This is a genomic window from Pseudomonas sp. H3(2019) (genome assembly GCF_007713465.1).
Classification (GTDB): Bacteria; Pseudomonadota; Gammaproteobacteria; order Pseudomonadales; family Pseudomonadaceae; genus Aquipseudomonas.
Map to the genome: position 1 here is coordinate 42,920 of NZ_VMSG01000014.1, position 18,430 is coordinate 61,349.

The window sequence follows — 18,430 nt, forward strand, 5'->3', positions numbered from 1 at the left end:
AATCGGATATGCCCCATGTCCCGACAACGGCTAGCATTTGCCTGGATTGCCTGCTTCGCAGTGCTGTTCAACATGCTTGCCATGCCGATGTCCGGCGCGATGGCACAAGGTGCCGGTCAGTCGCCGGCCGAGCAATTGTTGTGGGGCAGCTTCTGCTCGTCCAGCGGGACGAAGCTGGTGGCGATTTCTTTGGGCAAGCTTGAACAAAAAGCCCCTTCGAACGACGATCACTCGAACATGCAGCATTGCTGGTGCTGCTCTGGCTCGGCGCCTTTGGTGGCGTTGCCGGGCCATGTTCCGCAGCTGTATTTCACGCGCTTCGAGGCCAATCGAAGCCGACCAGCGCCGACCCTCGACCTGCCCACGCCACGCCAGCAATGGCCCAGCCTGAATCCCCGCGCTTCTCCTCTAGTCTGATTACCGTCGCAATTGATCTGCGTGTTTAATCGTTCTGGAGAACTGCCATGCTGAAGAAACTCATCGTTCTAGCCGCCCTGCTGCTGCCCGCGTGCTTTGTCAATGCTCACGAATACAAAGCCGGCGAACTGGAAATCGCCCACCCTTGGTCGCAAGAGCTACCGCCCAACGCGCCAACGGTTGCGGCCTATTTCGTGATTCACAACAACGGTAAAACCGCCGATCGCCTGCTCAGCGTTGCTTCGCCGATCTCGGGCAAGGCCGAGCTGCACGAACATGTGATGCAAAATGACTTGATGAAAATGCAGCAAGTGCCGAGCGTCGAGATTCCGGCGGGCGGCGACATCACATTTGCGCCGATGGCTTATCACGTGATGTTGCTGGAGCTTAAAGACCGCAGCCTGCTGAACGACGGCAAGCGCTTCCCGCTGACCCTTCATTTCGAAAAATCCGGCGACGTGACCGTTGAGGTCGCCGTACAGAAACAACCGCCCGCCGGCACCGAAGAGCACAAACACGCCCAGTAATCACAGCCTGCCCCCCCTGTGAACGCACGGCGCTCGCTCAGCGTCAGGCAATCGGTACCGCGTAAGACCTCGCTGAAGGTGGCGCGCGGTAGCTGGATCAGCCTGTTCGCCATGTTGATGATCTTTATCGGCCCACTGATTTCTCAGTCGATGCCGATGGGTCAACGCATGCCGATGCCTATGAACATGTCGATGGACATGAGCATGGACATGTCGGCGAATGCCCACGCCGAGCAAGACGCACAAGCGGTTGCCGAACACTGCGCACCCAAACCTGAGCATCATGCGCTCTGGGAGAAGTGCGGTTATTGCAGCCTGCTCTTCAACTGCCCCGCGCTGCCCGGCAGCCTGTCGTTCGCTGCCTTCGACACCCCGCCCGCCCACACCTTCATCAGCCCCGCCCCCCGCCTGGGCCATGCCCGGCAAACCGTCTTCCCCGGCGCCCGCACCCGCGCCCCGCCCATCGTCGCGTAAACACCCTCCACTACTCATACGGCCGACTGTAGAGAACGACAGCCGCAGGCTGCTGGCCGTGTTGTTGACGACTGATTGATGGAACCTTTATGTCCAGGTTTTCTGCTGACACACGCTTGAGCGCTGCTCAGGCAATTTTCGCCCTGAACGCGCCACGCGCCCATTTCAAACAGGCCACTGCCATTCTGTGCGGTGCCCTGCTTTCCCCGTTGGCCAGCGCGACCGAGCAACCGATAGACCACAGCCAACACACTGAAGAGCTGAGCCCGACGGTCATCACCGCGATCGCCCCAAGTTCGCCGCTGACGATCGTCACCAACCCCAAAGACCCGCGCCAACCGGTGCCGGCCAGCGACGGCGGTGACTACCTGAAGACCATTCCCGGCTTCGCGCTGGTTCGCAATGGCGGCACCAACGGTGATCCGGTGCTGCGCGGCATGTTCGGCTCAAGGCTGAACATTCTCACCAACGGCGGCATGATCCTCGGTGCCTGCCCTGGCCGGATGGACGCCCCGACCTCCTACATTTCACCGGAAACCTACGACAAGCTGACCGTGATCAAAGGCCCGCAAACCGTACTCTGGGGACCTGGAGCTTCTGCCGGCACCATCCTGTTCGACCGCGAGCCGGAAAGCTTCGGCGAGCTGGGCACCCGAGTGAACGCCAGCCTGCTGGCCGGCTCCAACGGGCGTTTCGATAAACTCGTCGACGCCGCTGCCGGTGGCCCGCAGGGCTACATACGGGTGATCGGCAACACCGCGCACGCCGACGATTATCGTGACGGCAACAACGACACCGTACCGTCGCGCTATGACAAATGGAACGGCGATGTCGCCCTGGGCTGGACGCCGGATGCCGACACGCTGCTGGAATTGACCGCCGGCAAGGGCGACGGCGAGGCACGTTCCGCCGGTCGCGGGATGGACGGTTCGCAGTTCAAGCGCGAAAGCCTGGGCCTGCGTTTCGAGAAGTCGAACCTCGGCGAAGTGCTGGATAAAGTCGAAGCGCAGGTCTATTACAACTACGCCGACCACGTGATGGACAACTACACCCTGCGCACGCCGTCCGGCACCGGAATGATGGCCGGACCGATGGCCTCCAACGTCGACCGCCGCACCCTCGGTGCACGGATCAAGGCCACCTGGCGCTGGGCCGATGTGCAGTTGATCAGCGGCATCGATGCGCAAACCAACGAACACCGCCAGCGCGCCGCCATGGGCATCGACACCTACAAGGACGTGCCGCGCAACAAGGATGCGGACTTCCATAACTACGGCGTTTTCAGTGAGCTGACCTGGTACGCCGCCGACCGTGATCGCCTCATCTCCGGTGCGCGACTGGACCGCGCCTCAGCCAAAGATTTTCGCCAGACCATCGGCTCCGGGAAGAACCCGACGGCCGACGAGACCCGCGCCGACACGCTGCCGAGCGGTTTCGTGCGCTATGAGCACGACCTGGCGGACAGTCCGACCACGCTCTATGCCGGTCTCGGCCACGCTGAACGGTTCCCGGATTACTGGGAGCTGTTCTCGCCAAAATCCGGCCCGGTCGGTTCGCTCAACGCCTTCGATTCGATCAAGCCGGAGAAAACCACCCAGCTCGATGTCGGCCTGCAATACAAAACCCAGGACCTCGAAGCCTGGGTCTCGGGTTACGTCGGCGAAGTGCACGACTATATCCTGTTCGATTACACCCCCGGCATGATGGGCATGACCTCACGGGCCGAAAACATCAATGCGCGAATCATGGGTGGCGAACTCGGCGCAGCCTACAACCTCACCTCCCATTGGAAAGCCGACGCGACCCTGGCCTACGCCTGGGGCAAAGACACCACCCACGACACGGCACTGCCGCAAATGCCGCCGCTGGAGGCGCGTTTCGGCCTGACCTACAGCGAAGACCACTGGAGCGCCGGCGCCTTGTGGCGAGTGGTTGCAGCGCAAAACCGCATCGAGCAGAACAAGGGCAACGTGGTCGGCAAGGACTACGACAAAAGCCCAGGCTTCGGCGTGTTCTCGCTCAACGGTGCCTACCGGATCGACAAACACTGGAAGGTCAGTACCGGCGTCGACAACCTGTTTGGCAAGGCCTACGCCGAGCACTTGAACCTGGCCGGCAACGCCGGGTTCGGCTACCCGGCCAATGACCCGCAAGCGATCAACGAACCAGGGCGCACGTTCTGGACCAAGGTCGATATGAGCTTCTAAAACACATCGCAGGCAAGACTGCATTTAAGGATCGTTCCCACGCTCCTGCGTGGGAATGCAGCCCGTGACGCTCTGCGTCACTGGACGCGGAGCGTCCCTTGAGGCATTCCCCCGCAGAGCGCGGGAACGATCATCAAACAACAAAAATCCATGCCAAGCGGAGCGCTCTTGATGAAACAACCCAAACCGAATTTCTACAACCTGGCCTGGCGTTGGCATTTTTATGCCGGGCTGTTCGTTGCGCCGTTCATGGTGATGCTGGCCTTGACCGGCATCGTTTACCTGTTCAAACCGCAACTCGACCCACTGATGTATGGCAGCCTGCTCAATGTGCCGGCCGGCCATCACACCGTCAGTGCCGACGCGTTGCTGCGCCGTGTCAAAGAGACTTATCCACAGGGCCAGGTCAAGCAGTACCTGCCACCGGTCAATGCCGAGCGCAGCGCGCAGTTTGTCGTTAAAAATGCCGGCAGCGAGCTCAATGTCTTCATCGATCCGTATCACGCCGATATCCTCGGCGAGCAGGACGCGAAGAAAAACCTGCAAGCCATCGCCCGGGCCATTCACGGCGAATTGATGATCGGCACCGTCGGTGATCGGCTGGTCGAAATAGCGGCTGGCTGGGGCGTTGTGCTGGTGGTTTCCGGGATATTCCTGTGGTGGCCGCGCGGGAAAGCCGGTGCGGGGATCGTGTGGCCACGCTTCAGCAGTCGCGGCCGTGTGCTCTGGCGCGATCTGCACGCCGTGACCGGATTCTGGGGCGCGGCGTTTCTGCTGCTGATGCTGCTCAGCGGCATGACCTGGACCGGCTTCTGGGGCAAGCAATACGCGGAAGTCTGGAACCGCTTCCCGGCGGCCATGTGGAACAACGTGCCCACGTCCGACCAGCAAGCCCGCAGCCTCAACACCGCTACCCGTCAGACCGTGCCCTGGGCCATGGAAAACACGCCGATGCCGATGTCCGGTGACCACGCCGAACACATGGCGCACAACAGTGGCAGCAGCGCCCCGGCGGCGCCGACCATCAGCCTGCAAGACGTGCAGGACATTGCCGTTCAACGCCAGGTCGAGCCCGGTTACAGCATCACCTTCCCGACCACCGCCAGCGGCGTGTTCACCATCGCCGTATTCGCCGACGACCCGCGCAACGACGCCACCCTGCATGTCGACCAATACAGCGGTGAAGTGCTGGCCGACGTGCGCTGGCAGCATTACGGCAACGTCGCCCGCGCCACGGAAATGGGTGTGATGCTGCACGAAGGCAAGCTGTTCGGGCCGTTCAATCAGATCGTCGTGTTGCTGATCTGCCTGATGATCCTGCTCAGCGCCGTCAGTGGAGTGGTGATCTGGTGGAAGCGCCGCCCGCAGGGCAAGCTTGGTGTTCCGCCGTTGCGTCATGACCTGCCGACCTGGAAAGCCGGGGTGTTTATCATCCTCGCATTGGCGGTCGTATTCCCGTTGGTGGGTGCTTCGCTGATCGTGGTGTGGCTGCTGGACCGCATGCTGCTGTCGCGCTTGAACCGCCAGCCTGAATCGGCCTCATCTTCATCCTGAAGACAGCGAACTACATCAAAGGGCGCGCCAGACACTACAATCGCGCCCGCAGTTTGATCGTTCCCACGCTCTGCGTGGGAATGCAGCCCGGGACGCTCCGCGTCCCAAAAGCGGACGCAAAGCGTCCATTGAGGCGTTCCTTTGCTGCGCATGGGAACGCTCCTAGGGAATGGCATGACCTCGCTGAACCTCACCCACCTCGCCTGGACACCACTGGGCCATGGCCACTGTCATCACCAGTTCCAGCTGCGTGAGGCCAGCCTGCACGTGGCGGCCGGTGAGTTCGTCGGCTTGATCGGACCCAACGGCAGCGGCAAGACCAGCCTGTTGCGCTGCGCCTACCGGTTCAGCAAACCGGAATCCGGCGAGGTACATCTGGCCCATCACAACGTCTGGAAGCAGTCGTCGCGCTGGTGCGCACAACGCATTGCCGTGGTGTTGCAGGAGTTTCCCGATGCCTTCGGCCTGACCGTCGACGAAGTGGTCGCCATGGGCCGCACACCGCACAAAGGTCTGTTCGATGGCGATACCCTGGAAGACCGTCGGATCGCCGAACAGGCGCTCGAAGCGGTCGGTCTCAAAGGCTTTGAAGATCACGCCTTTGCCACGCTGTCGGGCGGCGAAAAACAACGTGTCATTCTTGCCCGCGCCCTGACGCAACAGCCGCAATTGCTGATTCTCGATGAGCCGACCAACCACCTCGACCCACGCTATCAGCTCGAGCTGCTGCAATTGGTCAAACGCTTGCAGATCGGCACCCTGGCGAGCATCCACGACCTCAACCTGGCCGCTGCATTCTGCGATCGGCTGTACGTGATCAACCACGGACGCATCGTCGCCAGCGGCACGCCAAAAGAAGTGCTGACGACCACGCTGCTGCGCGAGGTGTTCGGCGTCGAAGCGCTGATCGATGAACACCCGCTGTCCGGCTACCCCCGAATTACCTGGATAACCCAACATGACCTTGCGCACCCTGCTCCGCTCCAGCCTGTCCATCGCCCTGCTGCTGGGCAGCGCCCAGGCGTTCGCCGAAGCGACCCGTTACCCGTTGACGATACAGAGCTGCAACCGTGAAGTGACGTTCAAGGAGGCGCCGAAACACGCCCTCAGTCACGACATCAACATGACCCAGATGATGCTCGCCCTCGGCCTCAAACCACGGATGGTCGGCTACAGCGGCATCAGTGGCTGGAAAGCCGTAACGCCCGAGATGCGGAGCATTCTCGACGGCCTGCCGGAGCTCGCGGCCAAGTACCCGTCGGTGGAAACCCTGCTCAACGCCAACGTCGATTTCTTCTTCGCCGGCTGGGATTACGGCATGCGCATTGGCGGCGACCTGACCCCGCAAACCCTCGGGCCGCTGGGGATCAACGTCTATGAACTGAGTGAGTCGTGCGCCTTCGTGATGAAGCGTCCGGCGGCCAGCCTCGATGACACCTACAACGACCTGCGCAACCTCGGCAAGATCTTCGACGTGCAGGATCGCGCCAACCGCTTGATCGGCGACATGCAGGCGCAAGTGGCCGAAGTTCGCAAAGACCTGCCAACGGAAAAACCGCGTGTATTCCTCTACGACAGCGGCGAAGACCGGGCCATGACCTCGGGCCGCCTGGGGATGCCGCAAGCACTGATCGACGCCGCCGGCGGGCGCAATATTCTCGACGATGTCGACGCGAGCTGGACCCGGGTCAACTGGGAAAACGTCGTCGAGCGCAACCCGCAGGTGATCGTGATCGTCGACTACGGCGAAGTCAGTGCCGAGCAAAAAGAGCAGTTTTTGCTGAACAACAAAGCGCTGCAATCGGTGGATGCGATCAAGAACCAGCGCTTCATCGTCATCCCTTACGTGCAGGCCACACCAGGGGTCGACAACGTGCTGGCAGTCGAAACCCTGGCCAAGGGTTTCCACGGCGAATGATCAATCGTCGCTATGCCTTGTTGCTGATTGCCCTCGGCGCGCTGTTGCTGGCGTCGTGTGTAGTGTCGCTGGGGTTCGGCCCGGCGCGGGTGCCGGTGGACGTGGTCTGGCGGATTCTGCTGCACAACCTTTTCGGTTTCGGCGTGCCGGACTGGAGCGCCGGTCAAGCGCACATCGTCTGGCTGATTCGCGTGCCGCGCATGTTGCTCGGGGCATTGGTGGGCGCGGGGCTGGCGCTGATCGGTGCGGTGCTGCAAGCGGTCACGCGCAACCCGTTGGCCGACCCGCATTTGCTCGGCGTGACGTCCGGCGCGACCCTTGGCGCGGTGATCGTGGTGCTGCATGTGGGCGAGATCGTCGGCCTGCTGACCTTACCGATTGCCGCGTTCATCGGCGCGCTGTTGAGCATGCTGATCGTGTTGATGATCGCCAATCGCAACGGTCGGCTGGACAGTGATCGGCTGCTGCTGTGCGGGGTGGCGGTGTCGTTCGTGATGATGGCGGTCGCCAACCTGCTGCTGTTTCTCGGCGACCACCGGGCAAGCTCTGCGGTAATGTTCTGGATGCTCGGCGGCCTCGGGCTGGCGCGTTGGGAATTGCTGGCAGTGCCGGCGGCCAGCGTGCTGCTCGGGTTGATTTTGCTACTGGGCATGGCACGACCGCTGAACGCCTTGATGGCCGGCGAGCAGACCGCTGTCACACTCGGTCTGAATGCGCGCACCGTGCGTTTGCGGGTGTTTTTGATCGCCTCGTTGATGACCGGCGTATTGGTCTCGATCAGCGGTTCGATCGGTTTTGTCGGGCTGATGGTGCCGCACATTGCCCGGCGATTGGTCGGGGCCGAACATCGCAGATTGCTGCCGGTGTGCGTGTTGCTCGGCAGTGTGTTTCTGGTGTGGGTCGATGTCGCCGCACGCACGTTGATCGCCCCGGAGGACTTGCCAATCGGCATCGCCACCGCAGCCATCGGTGGCCTGTTCTTCATCGGCCTGATGCGCCGCCGCTAAAACCCACCACTATCAAATGTGGGAGCGAGCTTGCTCGCGATAGCGGTGGATCAGTCAGCATTGATAGCGACTGATATACCGTCATCGCGAGCAAGCTCGCTCCCACAGTTGATTGGGGTAACCCCGAACCACTCAGCGCCCTAATGTGGCGCACCTCCTCGCACCAGCGCGCCAGACGCGTCCCTTCATGGTGCGCCGTTTACCCGCGCAACCGCTCTAACACGACATTTCCCTGCCTTTTACCGACCGGGCACAGCCCTTGCTAAAGACCCTTCAGTAGTTCGCATCTGCCAACCAAGAAAACTCATAAGTTCATGGAGATCGCACAATGAAGCGTCGTAGCTTGATCAAGGCTTTCACACTCTCGGCAAGCATTGCCGCGATGGGCATGACCTGGACTGTCCAGGCCGCCGAGACCATCAAGGTCGGGATCCTGCATTCGTTGTCCGGGACCATGGCGATCTCCGAAACCTCGCTCAAAGACATGGCGCTGATGACCATCGACGAGATCAACGCCAAGGGCGGGGTCAACGGCAAGATGCTCGAACCGGTGGTGGTCGACCCGGCGTCGAACTGGCCGCTGTTCGCGGAAAAGGGCCGGCAGTTGCTGACCCAGGACAAGGTCGCGGTGGTGTTCGGCTGCTGGACCTCGGTGTCGCGTAAGTCGGTATTGCCAGTGTTCGAAGAACTCAACGGCCTGCTGTTCTACCCGGTGCAGTACGAAGGCGAAGAGATGTCGCCGAACGTGTTCTACACCGGTGCCGCGCCGAACCAGCAGGCGATCCCGGCGGTGGAATACCTGATGAGCGAAGATGGTGGCAGCGCCAAGCGCTACTTCCTGCTCGGCACCGACTATGTCTACCCGCGCACCACCAACAAGATCCTGCGCTCGTTCCTGCACTCCAAAGGCGTGGCTGACAAAGACATCGAAGAGGTCTACACGCCATTCGGCCACAGCGACTATCAAACCATCGTCGCCAACATCAAAAAATTCTCGGCCGGCGGCAAGACAGCGGTCATCTCCACGGTCAACGGCGACTCCAACGTGCCGTTCTATAAAGAGCTGGCGAACCAGGGCCTGAAAGCCACCGACGTTCCGGTCGTGGCGTTCTCGGTAGGCGAAGAGGAACTGCGCGGCATCGACACCAAACCGCTGGTGGGCAACCTCGCCGCGTGGAACTACTTCGAATCGGTGGATAACCCGGTGAACCAGAAGTTCGTCGCCGACTGGAAAGCCTATGCCAAAAAACACAACCTGCCGGGCGCCGATAAAGCGGTGACCAACGACCCGATGGAAGCCACCTACGTCGGCATCCACATGTGGGCGCAGGCAGCCGAAAAAGCCAGGTCCACCGATGTCGACAAGGTCCGTGAAGCGTTGGCTGGCCAGACTTTCGCCGCACCGTCGGGCTACACCCTGACCATGGACAAGACCAACCACCACCTGCACAAGCCGGTGATGATCGGCGAGATCCAGGCCGACGGTCAGTTCAACGTGGTCTGGCAGACCGAAGGCCCGATCCGCGCCCAGCCGTGGAGCCCGTTCATACCGGGTAACGACAAGAAGCCGGAGTATGCGGTGAAGAGCAACTGAGCCACTGGATGTCAGGCCCGAGCACGGAGCTCAGGGTTGGCATAACTCCTGTGGGAGCGAGCTTGCTCGCGATGAGGCCATGACAGTCGACATTGATGCTGAATGTCAGTCCGCTATCGCGAGCAAGCTCGCTCCCACATTGACCGCGCAAGGCCAATGACATGCCCACTGCCCTTTACCGCTTCATCCTCGCCCTCGCACTGCTGTTGCCGATGGCCGCCCATGCCGGGGACGCCGAAGACTTCGTTGCGGCCAATCCGGTGCAGCAAGCCAAGCTGTTGGAAACCTGGGCCGCGCAACCCGACCCGGCCCGCATCGAACTGATCAACGCCCTGCAACAAGGCCAGTTGACCGTCGACGGCGAAGCCAGGACCCTGCGCCTGAACAATCGTCTGCGAGGCTTGATCGACACGGCGCTGGCCAGCCACCGACTGCTCGCCGCTGACACCAAAGTGCGTTTGAGTGCCGCGCAACAACTGCAAAAAAGCGCAAAACCTGCGCAGCTTGCATTCCTCGATCAGCAACTGGCTGGCGAAAAAGACCCAAGCGTTCACGCCGCCCTGAGCCTGGCGTTGGCCAATCTGCAACTGGTAGACACCGACCCGGCCGTGCGCCTCGCCGCAGTGCGCCTTCTGGGTGAAACCGGCGATCCGCTGGCCCGCACCCGCCTCGAAGGCTTGCTCCAACCCGGAGTCGAAGCCGACACCTCGGTGCACACGGCTGCCGAAACCAGCCTGGCGCAAGTCAAACGTAAACTGCTGATCGGCGAGCTCCTCGGCCAGGCCTTCAGTGGCATGTCCCTGGGTTCGATCCTGCTGTTGGCGGCCCTCGGTCTGGCGATCACCTTCGGCCTGCTTGGGGTGATCAACATGGCCCACGGCGAGATGCTGATGCTCGGGGCTTACTCCACTTATGTGGTGCAGTTGCTGTTTCAGCGCTTCACCCCGCAAGCGATCGAGTTCTATCCGCTGATCGCTTTGCCGGTGGCATTTTTTGTCACCGCCGGCGTCGGTATGGCGCTGGAGCGCACGGTAATTCGTCACCTCTACGGGCGACCACTGGAAACCCTGCTCGCCACCTGGGGCATCAGCCTGATGCTGATTCAGCTGGTGCGTTTGTTGTTCGGTGCGCAGAACGTCGAAGTGGCGAACCCGGCCTGGCTTTCGGGCGGGATTCAGGTACTGCCAAATCTGGTGCTGCCATACAACCGCATCGTGATCATCGCGTTCGCACTGTGTGTGGTGGTGCTGACCTGGCTGCTACTGAACAAGACCCGCCTCGGCTTGAACGTGCGCGCGGTCACCCAGAACCGCAACATGGCCGCCTGCTGTGGTGTGCCCACCGGGCGCGTCGACATGCTCGCCTTCGGCCTCGGTTCGGGCATCGCCGGACTTGGCGGCGTGGCCCTGAGCCAGGTCGGCAACGTCGGCCCGGACCTCGGTCAGAGCTACATCATCGACTCGTTCCTGGTGGTGGTGCTCGGTGGCGTTGGTCAACTGGCCGGCAGCGTGCTCGCCGCGTTCGGCCTGGGGATCGCCAACAAGATTCTTGAACCACAAATCGGCGCCGTACTCGGCAAGATCCTGATCCTCGCGCTGATCATTCTGTTCATTCAGAAACGCCCGCAAGGACTCTTCGCACTCAAAGGACGGGTGATCGACTGATGAACCAGCCCCTGATGCTTACGGCCACGCAAAAGGCCGGTCCGAAAATCACGATCGCAGTGGGTGCGGTGATTCTCGCGCTACTACTGGCGATGCCGTTGCTGTCATTGCTGCCTGTCGACAGTGCGCTTCACGTCTCAGCCTACACACTGACACTGGTCGGCAAAATCCTCTGCTACGCCATCGTCGCTCTGGCGCTGGATCTGGTCTGGGGTTACGCCGGTTTGCTTTCGCTCGGCCATGGCCTGTTCTTCGCCCTCGGCGGCTATGCCATGGGCATGTACCTGATGCGCCAGGCCTCGGGCGATGGCCTGCCGGCGTTCATGACCTTCCTCTCGTGGAGCGAACTGCCGTGGTACTGGACCGGCACCAGCAACTTTATCTGGGCAATGTGCCTGGTGGTGCTGGCACCGGGTTTGCTGGCGCTGGTGTTCGGCTTCTTCGCCTTCCGCTCGCGGATCAAGGGCGTGTATTTTTCGATCATGACCCAGGCCCTGACCTTCGCCGGCATGCTGCTGTTTTTCCGCAACGAGACCGGTTTTGGTGGCAACAACGGCTTCACCAATTTCCGCACGATTCTGGGGTTCGGCATCACTGAACCGGGCACTCGCGCGGTGCTGTTCGCCGCCACCGTGCTGTTGCTGGTGGCGAGCCTGTTCATCGGCTGGCGCCTGGCGCAAAGCAAGTTCGGCCGGGTACTGACCGCCCTGCGCGACGCGGAAAACCGTCTGATGTTCTGCGGCTACGACCCACGCGGTTTCAAGCTGTTTGTCTGGGTCTTGAGTGCGGTGTTGTGCGGTCTGGCCGGTGCGCTGTATGTGCCGCAAGTCGGAATCATCAACCCCAGCGAAATGTCGCCGACCAACTCCATCGAAGCCGCCGTATGGGTCGCGCTCGGCGGGCGCGGCACGTTGATCGGGCCGCTGCTCGGCGCGGGTGTGGTCAATGGCATGAAGAGCTGGTTCACCGTGGCCTTTCCCGAATACTGGCTGTTCTTCCTCGGCGCGCTGTTCATCGTCGTGACCTTGTACCTGCCCAAAGGCGTGATCGGTTTGCTGAAGAAAAGGGGCGAACAATGAGAATCACACCGACAGCCGAGTTCATGCTCGAACCAGTCTTTTTTCCACCGGAGCCCAACAAGGACGCCGGCAGCAGCCGCGACGCCATCGGCCTCGGCCAACGCGTCGGCTCAGGCCTGAACACCCTCCACGGCACTATCCTCACACTTGAAGACATCAGCGTCAGCTTCGATGGTTTCAAGGCACTCAACGCCTTGAACCTGTACATCGGTGTCGGCGAATTGCGCTGCATTATCGGCCCCAACGGCGCCGGCAAAACCACGTTGATGGACGTGATCAGCGGCAAGACCCGGCCCAGTCACGGCAAGGCCTGGTTCGGTGAAACCCTGGACCTGACACGGATGAGTGAAGTGCAGATCGCCCAGGCCGGGATCGGCCGCAAGTTCCAGAAGCCGACGGTGTTCGAAGCCTTGAGCGTGTTTGAAAACCTCGAACTGGCGCAAAAAACCGACAAGTCGGTGTGGGCCAGCCTGCGGGCTCGCCTGAGTGGCGAACAGAAAGATCGCATCTGCGAGGTGCTGGAGACCATTCGCCTGACCAGCTCGGTCAATCGCCCGGCCGGTCTACTGTCGCACGGGCAGAAGCAGTTTCTGGAAATCGGCATGTTGCTGATGCAGGACCCGCAACTGCTGCTGCTCGATGAACCGGTGGCGGGCATGACCGACGCCGAAACCGAATTCACCGCCGAGCTGTTCAAAAACCTGGCCGACAAGCATTCGCTGATGGTGGTGGAGCACGACATGAGCTTCGTCGGCTCGATTGCCGACCACGTCACCGTATTGCACCAGGGCAGCGTGCTGGCCGAAGGGTCGCTTGCACAGGTGCAGGACAACGAGCGGGTGATCGAGGTCTATCTCGGCCGATAACGCGATCATTGAGGGAGAATTTGAACATGCTGCAAGTCGACAAGCTGCACCAGTACTACGGCGGTAGCCACATCCTGCGGGGCCTGAGCTTTGAGGTGAAGGTCGGTGAAGTCACCTGCCTGCTCGGGCGCAACGGCGTCGGCAAGACCACCTTGCTCAAATGCCTGATGGGTCTGTTACCAGCCAAAGAAGGCGTGGTGAATTGGGAAGGCAAACCGATCACCTCGTTCAAGCCGCATCAACGGGTTCATGCCGGCATCGCTTACGTGCCGCAAGGCCGGGAGATTTTCGCGCGGCTGACGGTGGAAGAAAACCTGCTGATGGGGCTTTCTCGTTTTGGCGCCAACGAGGCCAGGGAAGTCCCGGCCTTCATCTATGAGCTGTTCCCGGTCTTGCTGCAAATGAAGCAACGCCGCGGTGGCGACTTGTCGGGCGGTCAGCAACAACAATTGGCCATCGGTCGCGCACTGGCCAGTCGGCCACGCTTGCTGATCCTCGACGAGCCGACCGAAGGCATTCAGCCGTCGGTGATCAAGGAGATTGGCGCGGTGATCAAAAAGCTCGCAGCACGGGGTGACATGGCAATCCTGCTGGTCGAGCAGTTCTACGATTTCGCCGCTGAGTTGGCCGATCAATACCTGGTGATGTCCCGGGGCGAGATTGTCCAGCAAGGTCGCGGAGAAAATATGGAAGCCGAGGGTGTGCGCGGGCTGGTTACGATCTAGGCTGAAGCGTCCTGACGATAATTAGAAACTATGAATTTACCTGTCTTCACTGCCCCGTTTACCCCTAGCTGGCACGCCGAGCTGGAACTCGGCTACGCCCGATTCGGCGACAGCACGCGCCCGGTCCAGCGCCGCCACAAGGGTCCGCTGCGGGTGCAAAAGCACCTGTACGCCGAAGGCCCCGAGGTGTGCCAGCACATCATCGTCCACCCACCGGGCGGCATTGCCGGTGGTGATCGGCTGGACATTACGGCCTGCGTCGGTGCCGACGCCTGGGCACAGCTGACCAGCCCTGGCGCTGCCAAGTGGTATCGCGCCGCCGGGCCGGCCTACCAGCAACTCGACTTGAACGTCGCCGCCGGTGCCACGCTGGAGTGGCTGCCGCAAGAAACCATCGTGTTCAGCGCCGCCCAGGCTGAACTCAGTACTTCGATTGAACTGCAAGGTGACGCGCGGCTGCTCTATTGGGACGTGGTGGCGCTGGGTCGCCCGGCCAGCGGCGAACGCTTCGAGCACGGGCACTTTCAGTCACAGCTGGACATCCGCCGCGACGGCCAGTTGCTCTGGCACGAACGCCAGCGCATTGTCGGGGACGACGGTTTGCTTGCTTCACCAATAGGGCTGGATGGCCAGCCGGTGTTTGCGACGTTGCTGGTGACGGGTGAAATCGACAGCGATTTACTGGAGACCTGCCGCACGCTGCCCAATGACGTGCGCGGGGATCTGACGCAGTTGCCGGGGCTGTTAGTCGCCCGTTGCCTGGCCAGTGAAGCGTTGCTGGCGCGAGGCTGGTTGATTGATTTGTGGAAGTTACTGCGCCCGGCCCTGCTCGGCCGCGAAGCAGTCCCCCCCAGAATCTGGAGCACCTAAAGAACCACCCCTCACCCGCAAAAACTCACAAAACTGCCCTGACGGATTCCAAATGGACCTGACCCCACGCGAAAAAGACAAGCTGCTGATCTTCACCGCCGGCCTGGTCGCCGAGCGGCGTTTGGCCCGTGGCGTGAAACTCAATTACCCGGAAGCGATGGCCTACATCTCCGCGGCGCTGCTCGAAGGCGCACGTGACGGCCAGACGGTCGCCGAACTGATGCATTACGGCACCACCCTGCTGAGCCGCGAACAGGTGATGGAAGGCATCCCGGAAATGATCCCGGAGATCCAGGTCGAGGCGACCTTTCCCGACGGCACCAAACTGGTCACCGTCCACCAACCCATCGTCTGAGGCTGCGCCATGACTTATCACATTCGTGATGCCGTATACGCCGACCTGCCGGCGATCCGCGACATCTACAACGACGCGGTCCTCAATACGACTGCGATCTGGAACGAGCAGGCCGTGGACCTCGCTAACCGCCAGGCCTGGTTCAGCACCCGGCAATCCCAGGGCTACCCTGTTCTGGTGATTGTCGATGCCGACAACAGCGTGCTCGGCTACGCCTCGTTTGGCGACTGGCGGCCGTTCGACGGTTTCCGTCACACCGTCGAACATTCGGTGTACGTGCGCAGCGATCAGCGCGGCAATGGCCTCGGCCCGCAGCTGATGGACGTGCTGATCGAACGCGCCAGGGGCTGCAATAAACACGTGATGGTCGCCGCCATCGAAAGCGGCAACGCCGCCTCGATTCGCCTGCACGAACGGGTCGGCTTCACCACCACCGGGCACATGCCGCAAGTCGGTACCAAGTTCGGCCGTTGGCTCGACCTGACCTTCATGCAGCTGGTCCTCAATCCGGGCGCGGAGCCGCCTGTCGCCAACAAGGAGTGATACCTCATGAACACTGCCCAACTGCGACGCGTGAACACCGAAAGCTTTGCGCACTACCGTCAGGGCTTGATCGATTTGCTGTTTGACGCCGTGAAGCACGGTGCCTCGATCGGTTTCATGGCCGACCTTGATGATGCCCAGGCCCGCGCCTACATCAACAGTGTCCAGGCCGGGCTTGAGGACGGCAGTCTGTTGCTGTGGGTAGTGGTTCACGATGAAAAGGTCCTGGCCAGCGTACAACTGGGCCTGTGCCAGAAAGCCAACGGCCGCAATCGCGCCGAAGTGCAAAAGCTGCAGGTGCGCCATGACACGCGGCGACGCGGTCTTGCTCAACAACTGATGAATGCTGTGGAGCTTGGCGCACGCCAACACAAACGTGGCCTGCTGTACCTCGACACCGAAGCCGGCTCAGCGGCCGAAGCGTTCTATCAGTCCCTGGGTTATACCCGTGTCGGTGAATTGCCGAACTACTGCCAAAGCCCGGACGGTCGTTACACCCCGACCGCCATCTACTACAAGACCCTGGGACAACCCGAATGATTCCTGGCGAATATCAGATCCAGCCCGGCGACATCGAGCTCAACACCGGCCGGCGCACCCTGAGCCTGACCGTGGCCAACAGTGGCGACCGGCCGATTCAGGTCGGCTCGCACTACCACTTTTTCGAAACCAACGACGCCCTGACATTCGACCGTGCCGCCAGCCGAGGCATGCGCCTGAACATCCCGGCCGGCACCGCCGTGCGCTTCGAACCGGGACAGAGCCGCGAGGTCGAACTGGTGGACCTGGCCGGGCATCGCCGGGTGTTCGGGTTTGCCGGCAGGATCATGGGCAACCTCGACTAACTGAACGGCGGACGCAGAGCGTCCATGGCGGCATTCCCACGCAGAGCGTGGGAACGATCAATCTGAAGGCTCACGCATGAAAATCTCAAGACAAGCCTACGCCGACATGTTCGGCCCCACCGTCGGTGACAAGGTCCGCCTGGCCGATACCGAGCTGTGGATCGAAGTCGAAAAAGACTTCACCACCTACGGTGAAGAAGTGAAGTTCGGCGGCGGCAAAGTGATCCGCGACGGCCAGGGTCAGAGCCAGTTACTGGCGGCGGAAGTGGTCGACACGCTGATCACCAACGCGCTGATCATCGACCATTGGGGCATCGTCAAAGCCGACGTCGGCCTCAAGAACGGGCGCATCGCCGCCATCGGCAAGGCCGGCAACCCGGACATCCAGCCGAACGTGACCATCGCAGTCGGCGCCAGCACCGAAGTGATTGCCGGCGAAGGCATGATCCTCACCGCCGGCGGAGTCGACACGCACATCCACTTCATCTGCCCGCAGCAGATCGAAGAAGCGCTGATGAGCGGCGTCACCACCATGATCGGCGGCGGCACGGGACCGGCAACGGGCACCAACGCCACCACCTGCACCTCCGGCCCGTGGCACCTGGCGCGGATGCTTCAAGCGGCCGATGCGTTCCCGATGAACATCGGCCTCACCGGCAAGGGTAACGCCAGCCTGCCGGAGCCGTTGATCGAGCAGGTCAAGGCCGGCGCCATTGGCCTCAAGCTGCATGAAGACTGGGGCACCACACCGGCGAGCATCGACAACTGCCTGAACGTGGCCGACCAGTTCGACGTGCAGGTGGCGATTCACACCGACACCCTCAACGAGTCGGGCTTCGTCGAAACCACCCTCGCCGCGTTCAAGGGGCGGACCATCCACACCTACCACACCGAAGGGGCCGGCGGCGGCCACGCGCCGGACATCATCAAGGCCTGCGGTTTTGCCAACGTGCTGCCGAGCTCGACCAACCCGACCCGGCCGTTCACCCGCAACACCATCGACGAACACCTCGACATGCTGATGGTCTGCCATCACCTGGACCCGAGCATCGCCGAGGACGTGGCCTTCGCCGAAAGCCGTATCCGCCGCGAGACGATTGCGGCCGAAGACATCCTTCACGACCTCGGCGCGTTCTCGATGATCAGCTCCGACAGCCAGGCCATGGGCCGCGTCGGTGAAGTCATCACCCGCACCTGGCAAACCGCCGACAAGATGAAAAAGCAGCGTGGCCCACTGGCAGGTGATGGCGAGGGTAACGACAACTTCCGTGTCAAACGCTACATCGCCAAGTACACCATCAACCCGGCCATCACTCACGGCATCAGCCATGAAGTGGGCTCGATCGAAGTGGGTAAATGGGCCGACCTGGCGCTCTGGCGCCCCGCGTTTTTCGGTGTGAAGCCGACACTGATCCTCAAGGGCGGCGCCATTGCGGCCAGCCTGATGGGCGACGCCAACGCCTCGATCCCCACACCGCAACCGGTGCATTACCGACCGATGTTCGCCAGTTACGGCGGTTCGTTGCACGCCACCAGCCTGACCTTTATCAGCCAGGCAGCACAGGATGCGGGCCTTCCCGAAGCGCTGGGCCTGAAAAAGAAAATCGCCGTGGTCAAAGGTTGCCGCGAGGTGCAAAAAAACGACCTTATCCACAACGACTATCTGCCCAACATCGATGTCGATCCGCAGACCTATCAAGTGAAAGCCGATGGGATTTTGTTGTGGTGCGAGCCAGCCGAAATCTTGCCCATGGCACAGCGTTATTTTTTGTTTTAACCGACTCT

The 18,430-nt window shown here is 61.6% G+C and carries 18 protein-coding genes and 1 pseudogene; all 19 read left to right on the forward strand.

The window, feature by feature from the left end; all coding sequences use genetic code 11:
- The first annotated feature begins 15 nt into the window (after positions 1 to 15).
- The 19 genes and pseudogenes from FPT12_RS15410 to ureC all read left to right on the forward strand — a co-directional run bounded on the left by FPT12_RS15410 (position 16) and on the right by ureC (position 18,422).
- Complete coding sequence (locus FPT12_RS15410) at positions 16 to 417, forward strand: DUF2946 domain-containing protein (RefSeq protein ID WP_145017227.1); 402 nt, start codon at positions 16 to 18, stop codon at positions 415 to 417.
- Between the two features lie 47 nt (positions 418 to 464).
- The gene (locus FPT12_RS15415) at positions 465 to 944 is read left to right on the forward strand and encodes a copper chaperone PCu(A)C (RefSeq protein ID WP_145017229.1); all 480 of its coding nucleotides are present in this window, start codon (positions 465 to 467) and stop codon (positions 942 to 944) included.
- Positions 945 to 962: 18 nt separating this feature from the next.
- Complete coding sequence (locus FPT12_RS15420) at positions 963 to 1,418, forward strand: DUF2946 domain-containing protein (RefSeq protein ID WP_306108837.1); 456 nt, start codon at positions 963 to 965, stop codon at positions 1,416 to 1,418.
- A gap of 89 nt (positions 1,419 to 1,507) precedes the next feature.
- Entirely contained in the window at positions 1,508 to 3,625 is a 2,118-nt protein-coding gene (locus FPT12_RS15425) for a TonB-dependent copper receptor (RefSeq protein WP_145017231.1), read from the forward strand.
- Positions 3,626 to 3,796: 171 nt separating this feature from the next.
- Positions 3,797 to 5,179: a PepSY domain-containing protein gene (locus FPT12_RS15430; RefSeq protein ID WP_145017233.1), complete on the forward strand. Its 1,383-nt coding sequence runs from the start codon at positions 3,797 to 3,799 to the stop codon at positions 5,177 to 5,179.
- A gap of 174 nt (positions 5,180 to 5,353) precedes the next feature.
- Positions 5,354 to 6,136 (forward strand): annotated as a pseudogene (locus FPT12_RS15435) (ABC transporter ATP-binding protein); the annotation flags it as partial.
- Position 6,137: 1 nt separating this feature from the next.
- A complete protein-coding gene (locus tag FPT12_RS15440; protein WP_145017235.1) occupies positions 6,138 to 7,097 on the forward strand; it encodes an ABC transporter substrate-binding protein in 960 nt (319 codons plus the stop codon).
- Complete coding sequence (locus FPT12_RS15445; RefSeq protein ID WP_145017237.1) at positions 7,094 to 8,104, forward strand: iron ABC transporter permease; 1,011 nt, start codon at positions 7,094 to 7,096, stop codon at positions 8,102 to 8,104. The genes FPT12_RS15440 and FPT12_RS15445 overlap by 4 nt, the downstream gene beginning before the upstream one ends.
- 328 nt (positions 8,105 to 8,432) lie before the next feature.
- Complete coding sequence (gene urtA / locus FPT12_RS15450) at positions 8,433 to 9,698, forward strand: urea ABC transporter substrate-binding protein (RefSeq protein ID WP_145017239.1); 1,266 nt, start codon at positions 8,433 to 8,435, stop codon at positions 9,696 to 9,698.
- A 161-nt stretch (positions 9,699 to 9,859) separates the two neighbouring features.
- Positions 9,860 to 11,362 (forward strand): urea ABC transporter permease subunit UrtB, encoded by a 1,503-nt coding sequence (gene urtB, locus FPT12_RS15460; RefSeq protein ID WP_145017243.1) that lies wholly within the window; start codon positions 9,860 to 9,862, stop codon positions 11,360 to 11,362.
- Complete coding sequence (gene urtC, locus FPT12_RS15465) at positions 11,362 to 12,441, forward strand: urea ABC transporter permease subunit UrtC (RefSeq protein WP_145017245.1); 1,080 nt, start codon at positions 11,362 to 11,364, stop codon at positions 12,439 to 12,441. The genes urtB and urtC overlap by 1 nt, the downstream gene beginning before the upstream one ends.
- The gene (urtD, locus tag FPT12_RS15470; protein WP_145017247.1) at positions 12,438 to 13,307 is read left to right on the forward strand and encodes an urea ABC transporter ATP-binding protein UrtD; all 870 of its coding nucleotides are present in this window, start codon (positions 12,438 to 12,440) and stop codon (positions 13,305 to 13,307) included. Before urtC ends, urtD begins: the two co-directional genes overlap by 4 nt.
- Positions 13,308 to 13,333: 26 nt before the next feature.
- Positions 13,334 to 14,032, forward strand: coding sequence for an urea ABC transporter ATP-binding subunit UrtE (gene urtE / locus FPT12_RS15475; RefSeq protein WP_145017249.1), 699 nt, complete (start codon positions 13,334 to 13,336; stop codon positions 14,030 to 14,032).
- A 30-nt stretch (positions 14,033 to 14,062) separates the two neighbouring features.
- Positions 14,063 to 14,902 (forward strand): urease accessory protein UreD, encoded by an 840-nt coding sequence (locus tag FPT12_RS15480; protein ID WP_145017251.1) that lies wholly within the window; start codon positions 14,063 to 14,065, stop codon positions 14,900 to 14,902.
- A gap of 52 nt (positions 14,903 to 14,954) precedes the next feature.
- Complete coding sequence (gene ureA / locus FPT12_RS15485; protein ID WP_003221215.1) at positions 14,955 to 15,257, forward strand: urease subunit gamma; 303 nt, start codon at positions 14,955 to 14,957, stop codon at positions 15,255 to 15,257.
- Positions 15,258 to 15,266: 9 nt separating this feature from the next.
- Complete coding sequence (locus FPT12_RS15490) at positions 15,267 to 15,800, forward strand: GNAT family N-acetyltransferase (RefSeq protein ID WP_145017253.1); 534 nt, start codon at positions 15,267 to 15,269, stop codon at positions 15,798 to 15,800.
- A 6-nt stretch (positions 15,801 to 15,806) separates the two neighbouring features.
- The gene (locus FPT12_RS15495; RefSeq protein ID WP_145017254.1) at positions 15,807 to 16,340 is read left to right on the forward strand and encodes a GNAT family N-acetyltransferase; all 534 of its coding nucleotides are present in this window, start codon (positions 15,807 to 15,809) and stop codon (positions 16,338 to 16,340) included.
- Complete coding sequence (locus FPT12_RS15500; protein WP_145017256.1) at positions 16,337 to 16,645, forward strand: urease subunit beta; 309 nt, start codon at positions 16,337 to 16,339, stop codon at positions 16,643 to 16,645. The genes FPT12_RS15495 and FPT12_RS15500 overlap by 4 nt, the downstream gene beginning before the upstream one ends.
- 76 nt (positions 16,646 to 16,721) lie before the next feature.
- Positions 16,722 to 18,422 carry an urease subunit alpha gene (ureC, locus tag FPT12_RS15505; protein ID WP_145017258.1) on the forward strand — a complete coding sequence of 567 codons (1,701 nt, stop codon included), beginning with the start codon at positions 16,722 to 16,724 and terminating at the stop codon, positions 18,420 to 18,422.
- The last annotated feature ends 8 nt before the right edge of the window (positions 18,423 to 18,430 follow it).

What these genes read in the sequence shown, in the direction of transcription:
- urtD (WP_145017247.1), top strand. Translation starts at nt 12,438, where the DNA reads ATGAGAATCACACCGACAGCCGAGTTCATGCTCGAACCAGTCTTTTTT.
- urtA (WP_145017239.1), top strand. Translation starts at nt 8,433, where the DNA reads ATGAAGCGTCGTAGCTTGATCAAGGCTTTCACACTCTCGGCAAGCATT.
- FPT12_RS15410 (WP_145017227.1), top strand. Translation starts at nt 16, where the DNA reads ATGTCCCGACAACGGCTAGCATTTGCCTGGATTGCCTGCTTCGCAGTG.
- FPT12_RS15440 (WP_145017235.1), top strand. Translation starts at nt 6,138, where the DNA reads ATGACCTTGCGCACCCTGCTCCGCTCCAGCCTGTCCATCGCCCTGCTG.
- FPT12_RS15500 (WP_145017256.1), top strand. Translation starts at nt 16,337, where the DNA reads ATGATTCCTGGCGAATATCAGATCCAGCCCGGCGACATCGAGCTCAAC.
- urtC (WP_145017245.1), top strand. Translation starts at nt 11,362, where the DNA reads ATGAACCAGCCCCTGATGCTTACGGCCACGCAAAAGGCCGGTCCGAAA.
- FPT12_RS15490 (WP_145017253.1), top strand. Translation starts at nt 15,267, where the DNA reads ATGACTTATCACATTCGTGATGCCGTATACGCCGACCTGCCGGCGATC.
- urtB (WP_145017243.1), top strand. Translation starts at nt 9,860, where the DNA reads ATGCCCACTGCCCTTTACCGCTTCATCCTCGCCCTCGCACTGCTGTTG.
- FPT12_RS15425 (WP_145017231.1), top strand. Translation starts at nt 1,508, where the DNA reads ATGTCCAGGTTTTCTGCTGACACACGCTTGAGCGCTGCTCAGGCAATT.
- FPT12_RS15495 (WP_145017254.1), top strand. Translation starts at nt 15,807, where the DNA reads ATGAACACTGCCCAACTGCGACGCGTGAACACCGAAAGCTTTGCGCAC.
- urtE (WP_145017249.1), top strand. Translation starts at nt 13,334, where the DNA reads ATGCTGCAAGTCGACAAGCTGCACCAGTACTACGGCGGTAGCCACATC.
- ureC (WP_145017258.1), top strand. Translation starts at nt 16,722, where the DNA reads ATGAAAATCTCAAGACAAGCCTACGCCGACATGTTCGGCCCCACCGTC.
- FPT12_RS15445 (WP_145017237.1), top strand. Translation starts at nt 7,094, where the DNA reads ATGATCAATCGTCGCTATGCCTTGTTGCTGATTGCCCTCGGCGCGCTG.
- FPT12_RS15415 (WP_145017229.1), top strand. Translation starts at nt 465, where the DNA reads ATGCTGAAGAAACTCATCGTTCTAGCCGCCCTGCTGCTGCCCGCGTGC.
- FPT12_RS15430 (WP_145017233.1), top strand. Translation starts at nt 3,797, where the DNA reads ATGAAACAACCCAAACCGAATTTCTACAACCTGGCCTGGCGTTGGCAT.
- ureA (WP_003221215.1), top strand. Translation starts at nt 14,955, where the DNA reads ATGGACCTGACCCCACGCGAAAAAGACAAGCTGCTGATCTTCACCGCC.
- FPT12_RS15480 (WP_145017251.1), top strand. Translation starts at nt 14,063, where the DNA reads ATGAATTTACCTGTCTTCACTGCCCCGTTTACCCCTAGCTGGCACGCC.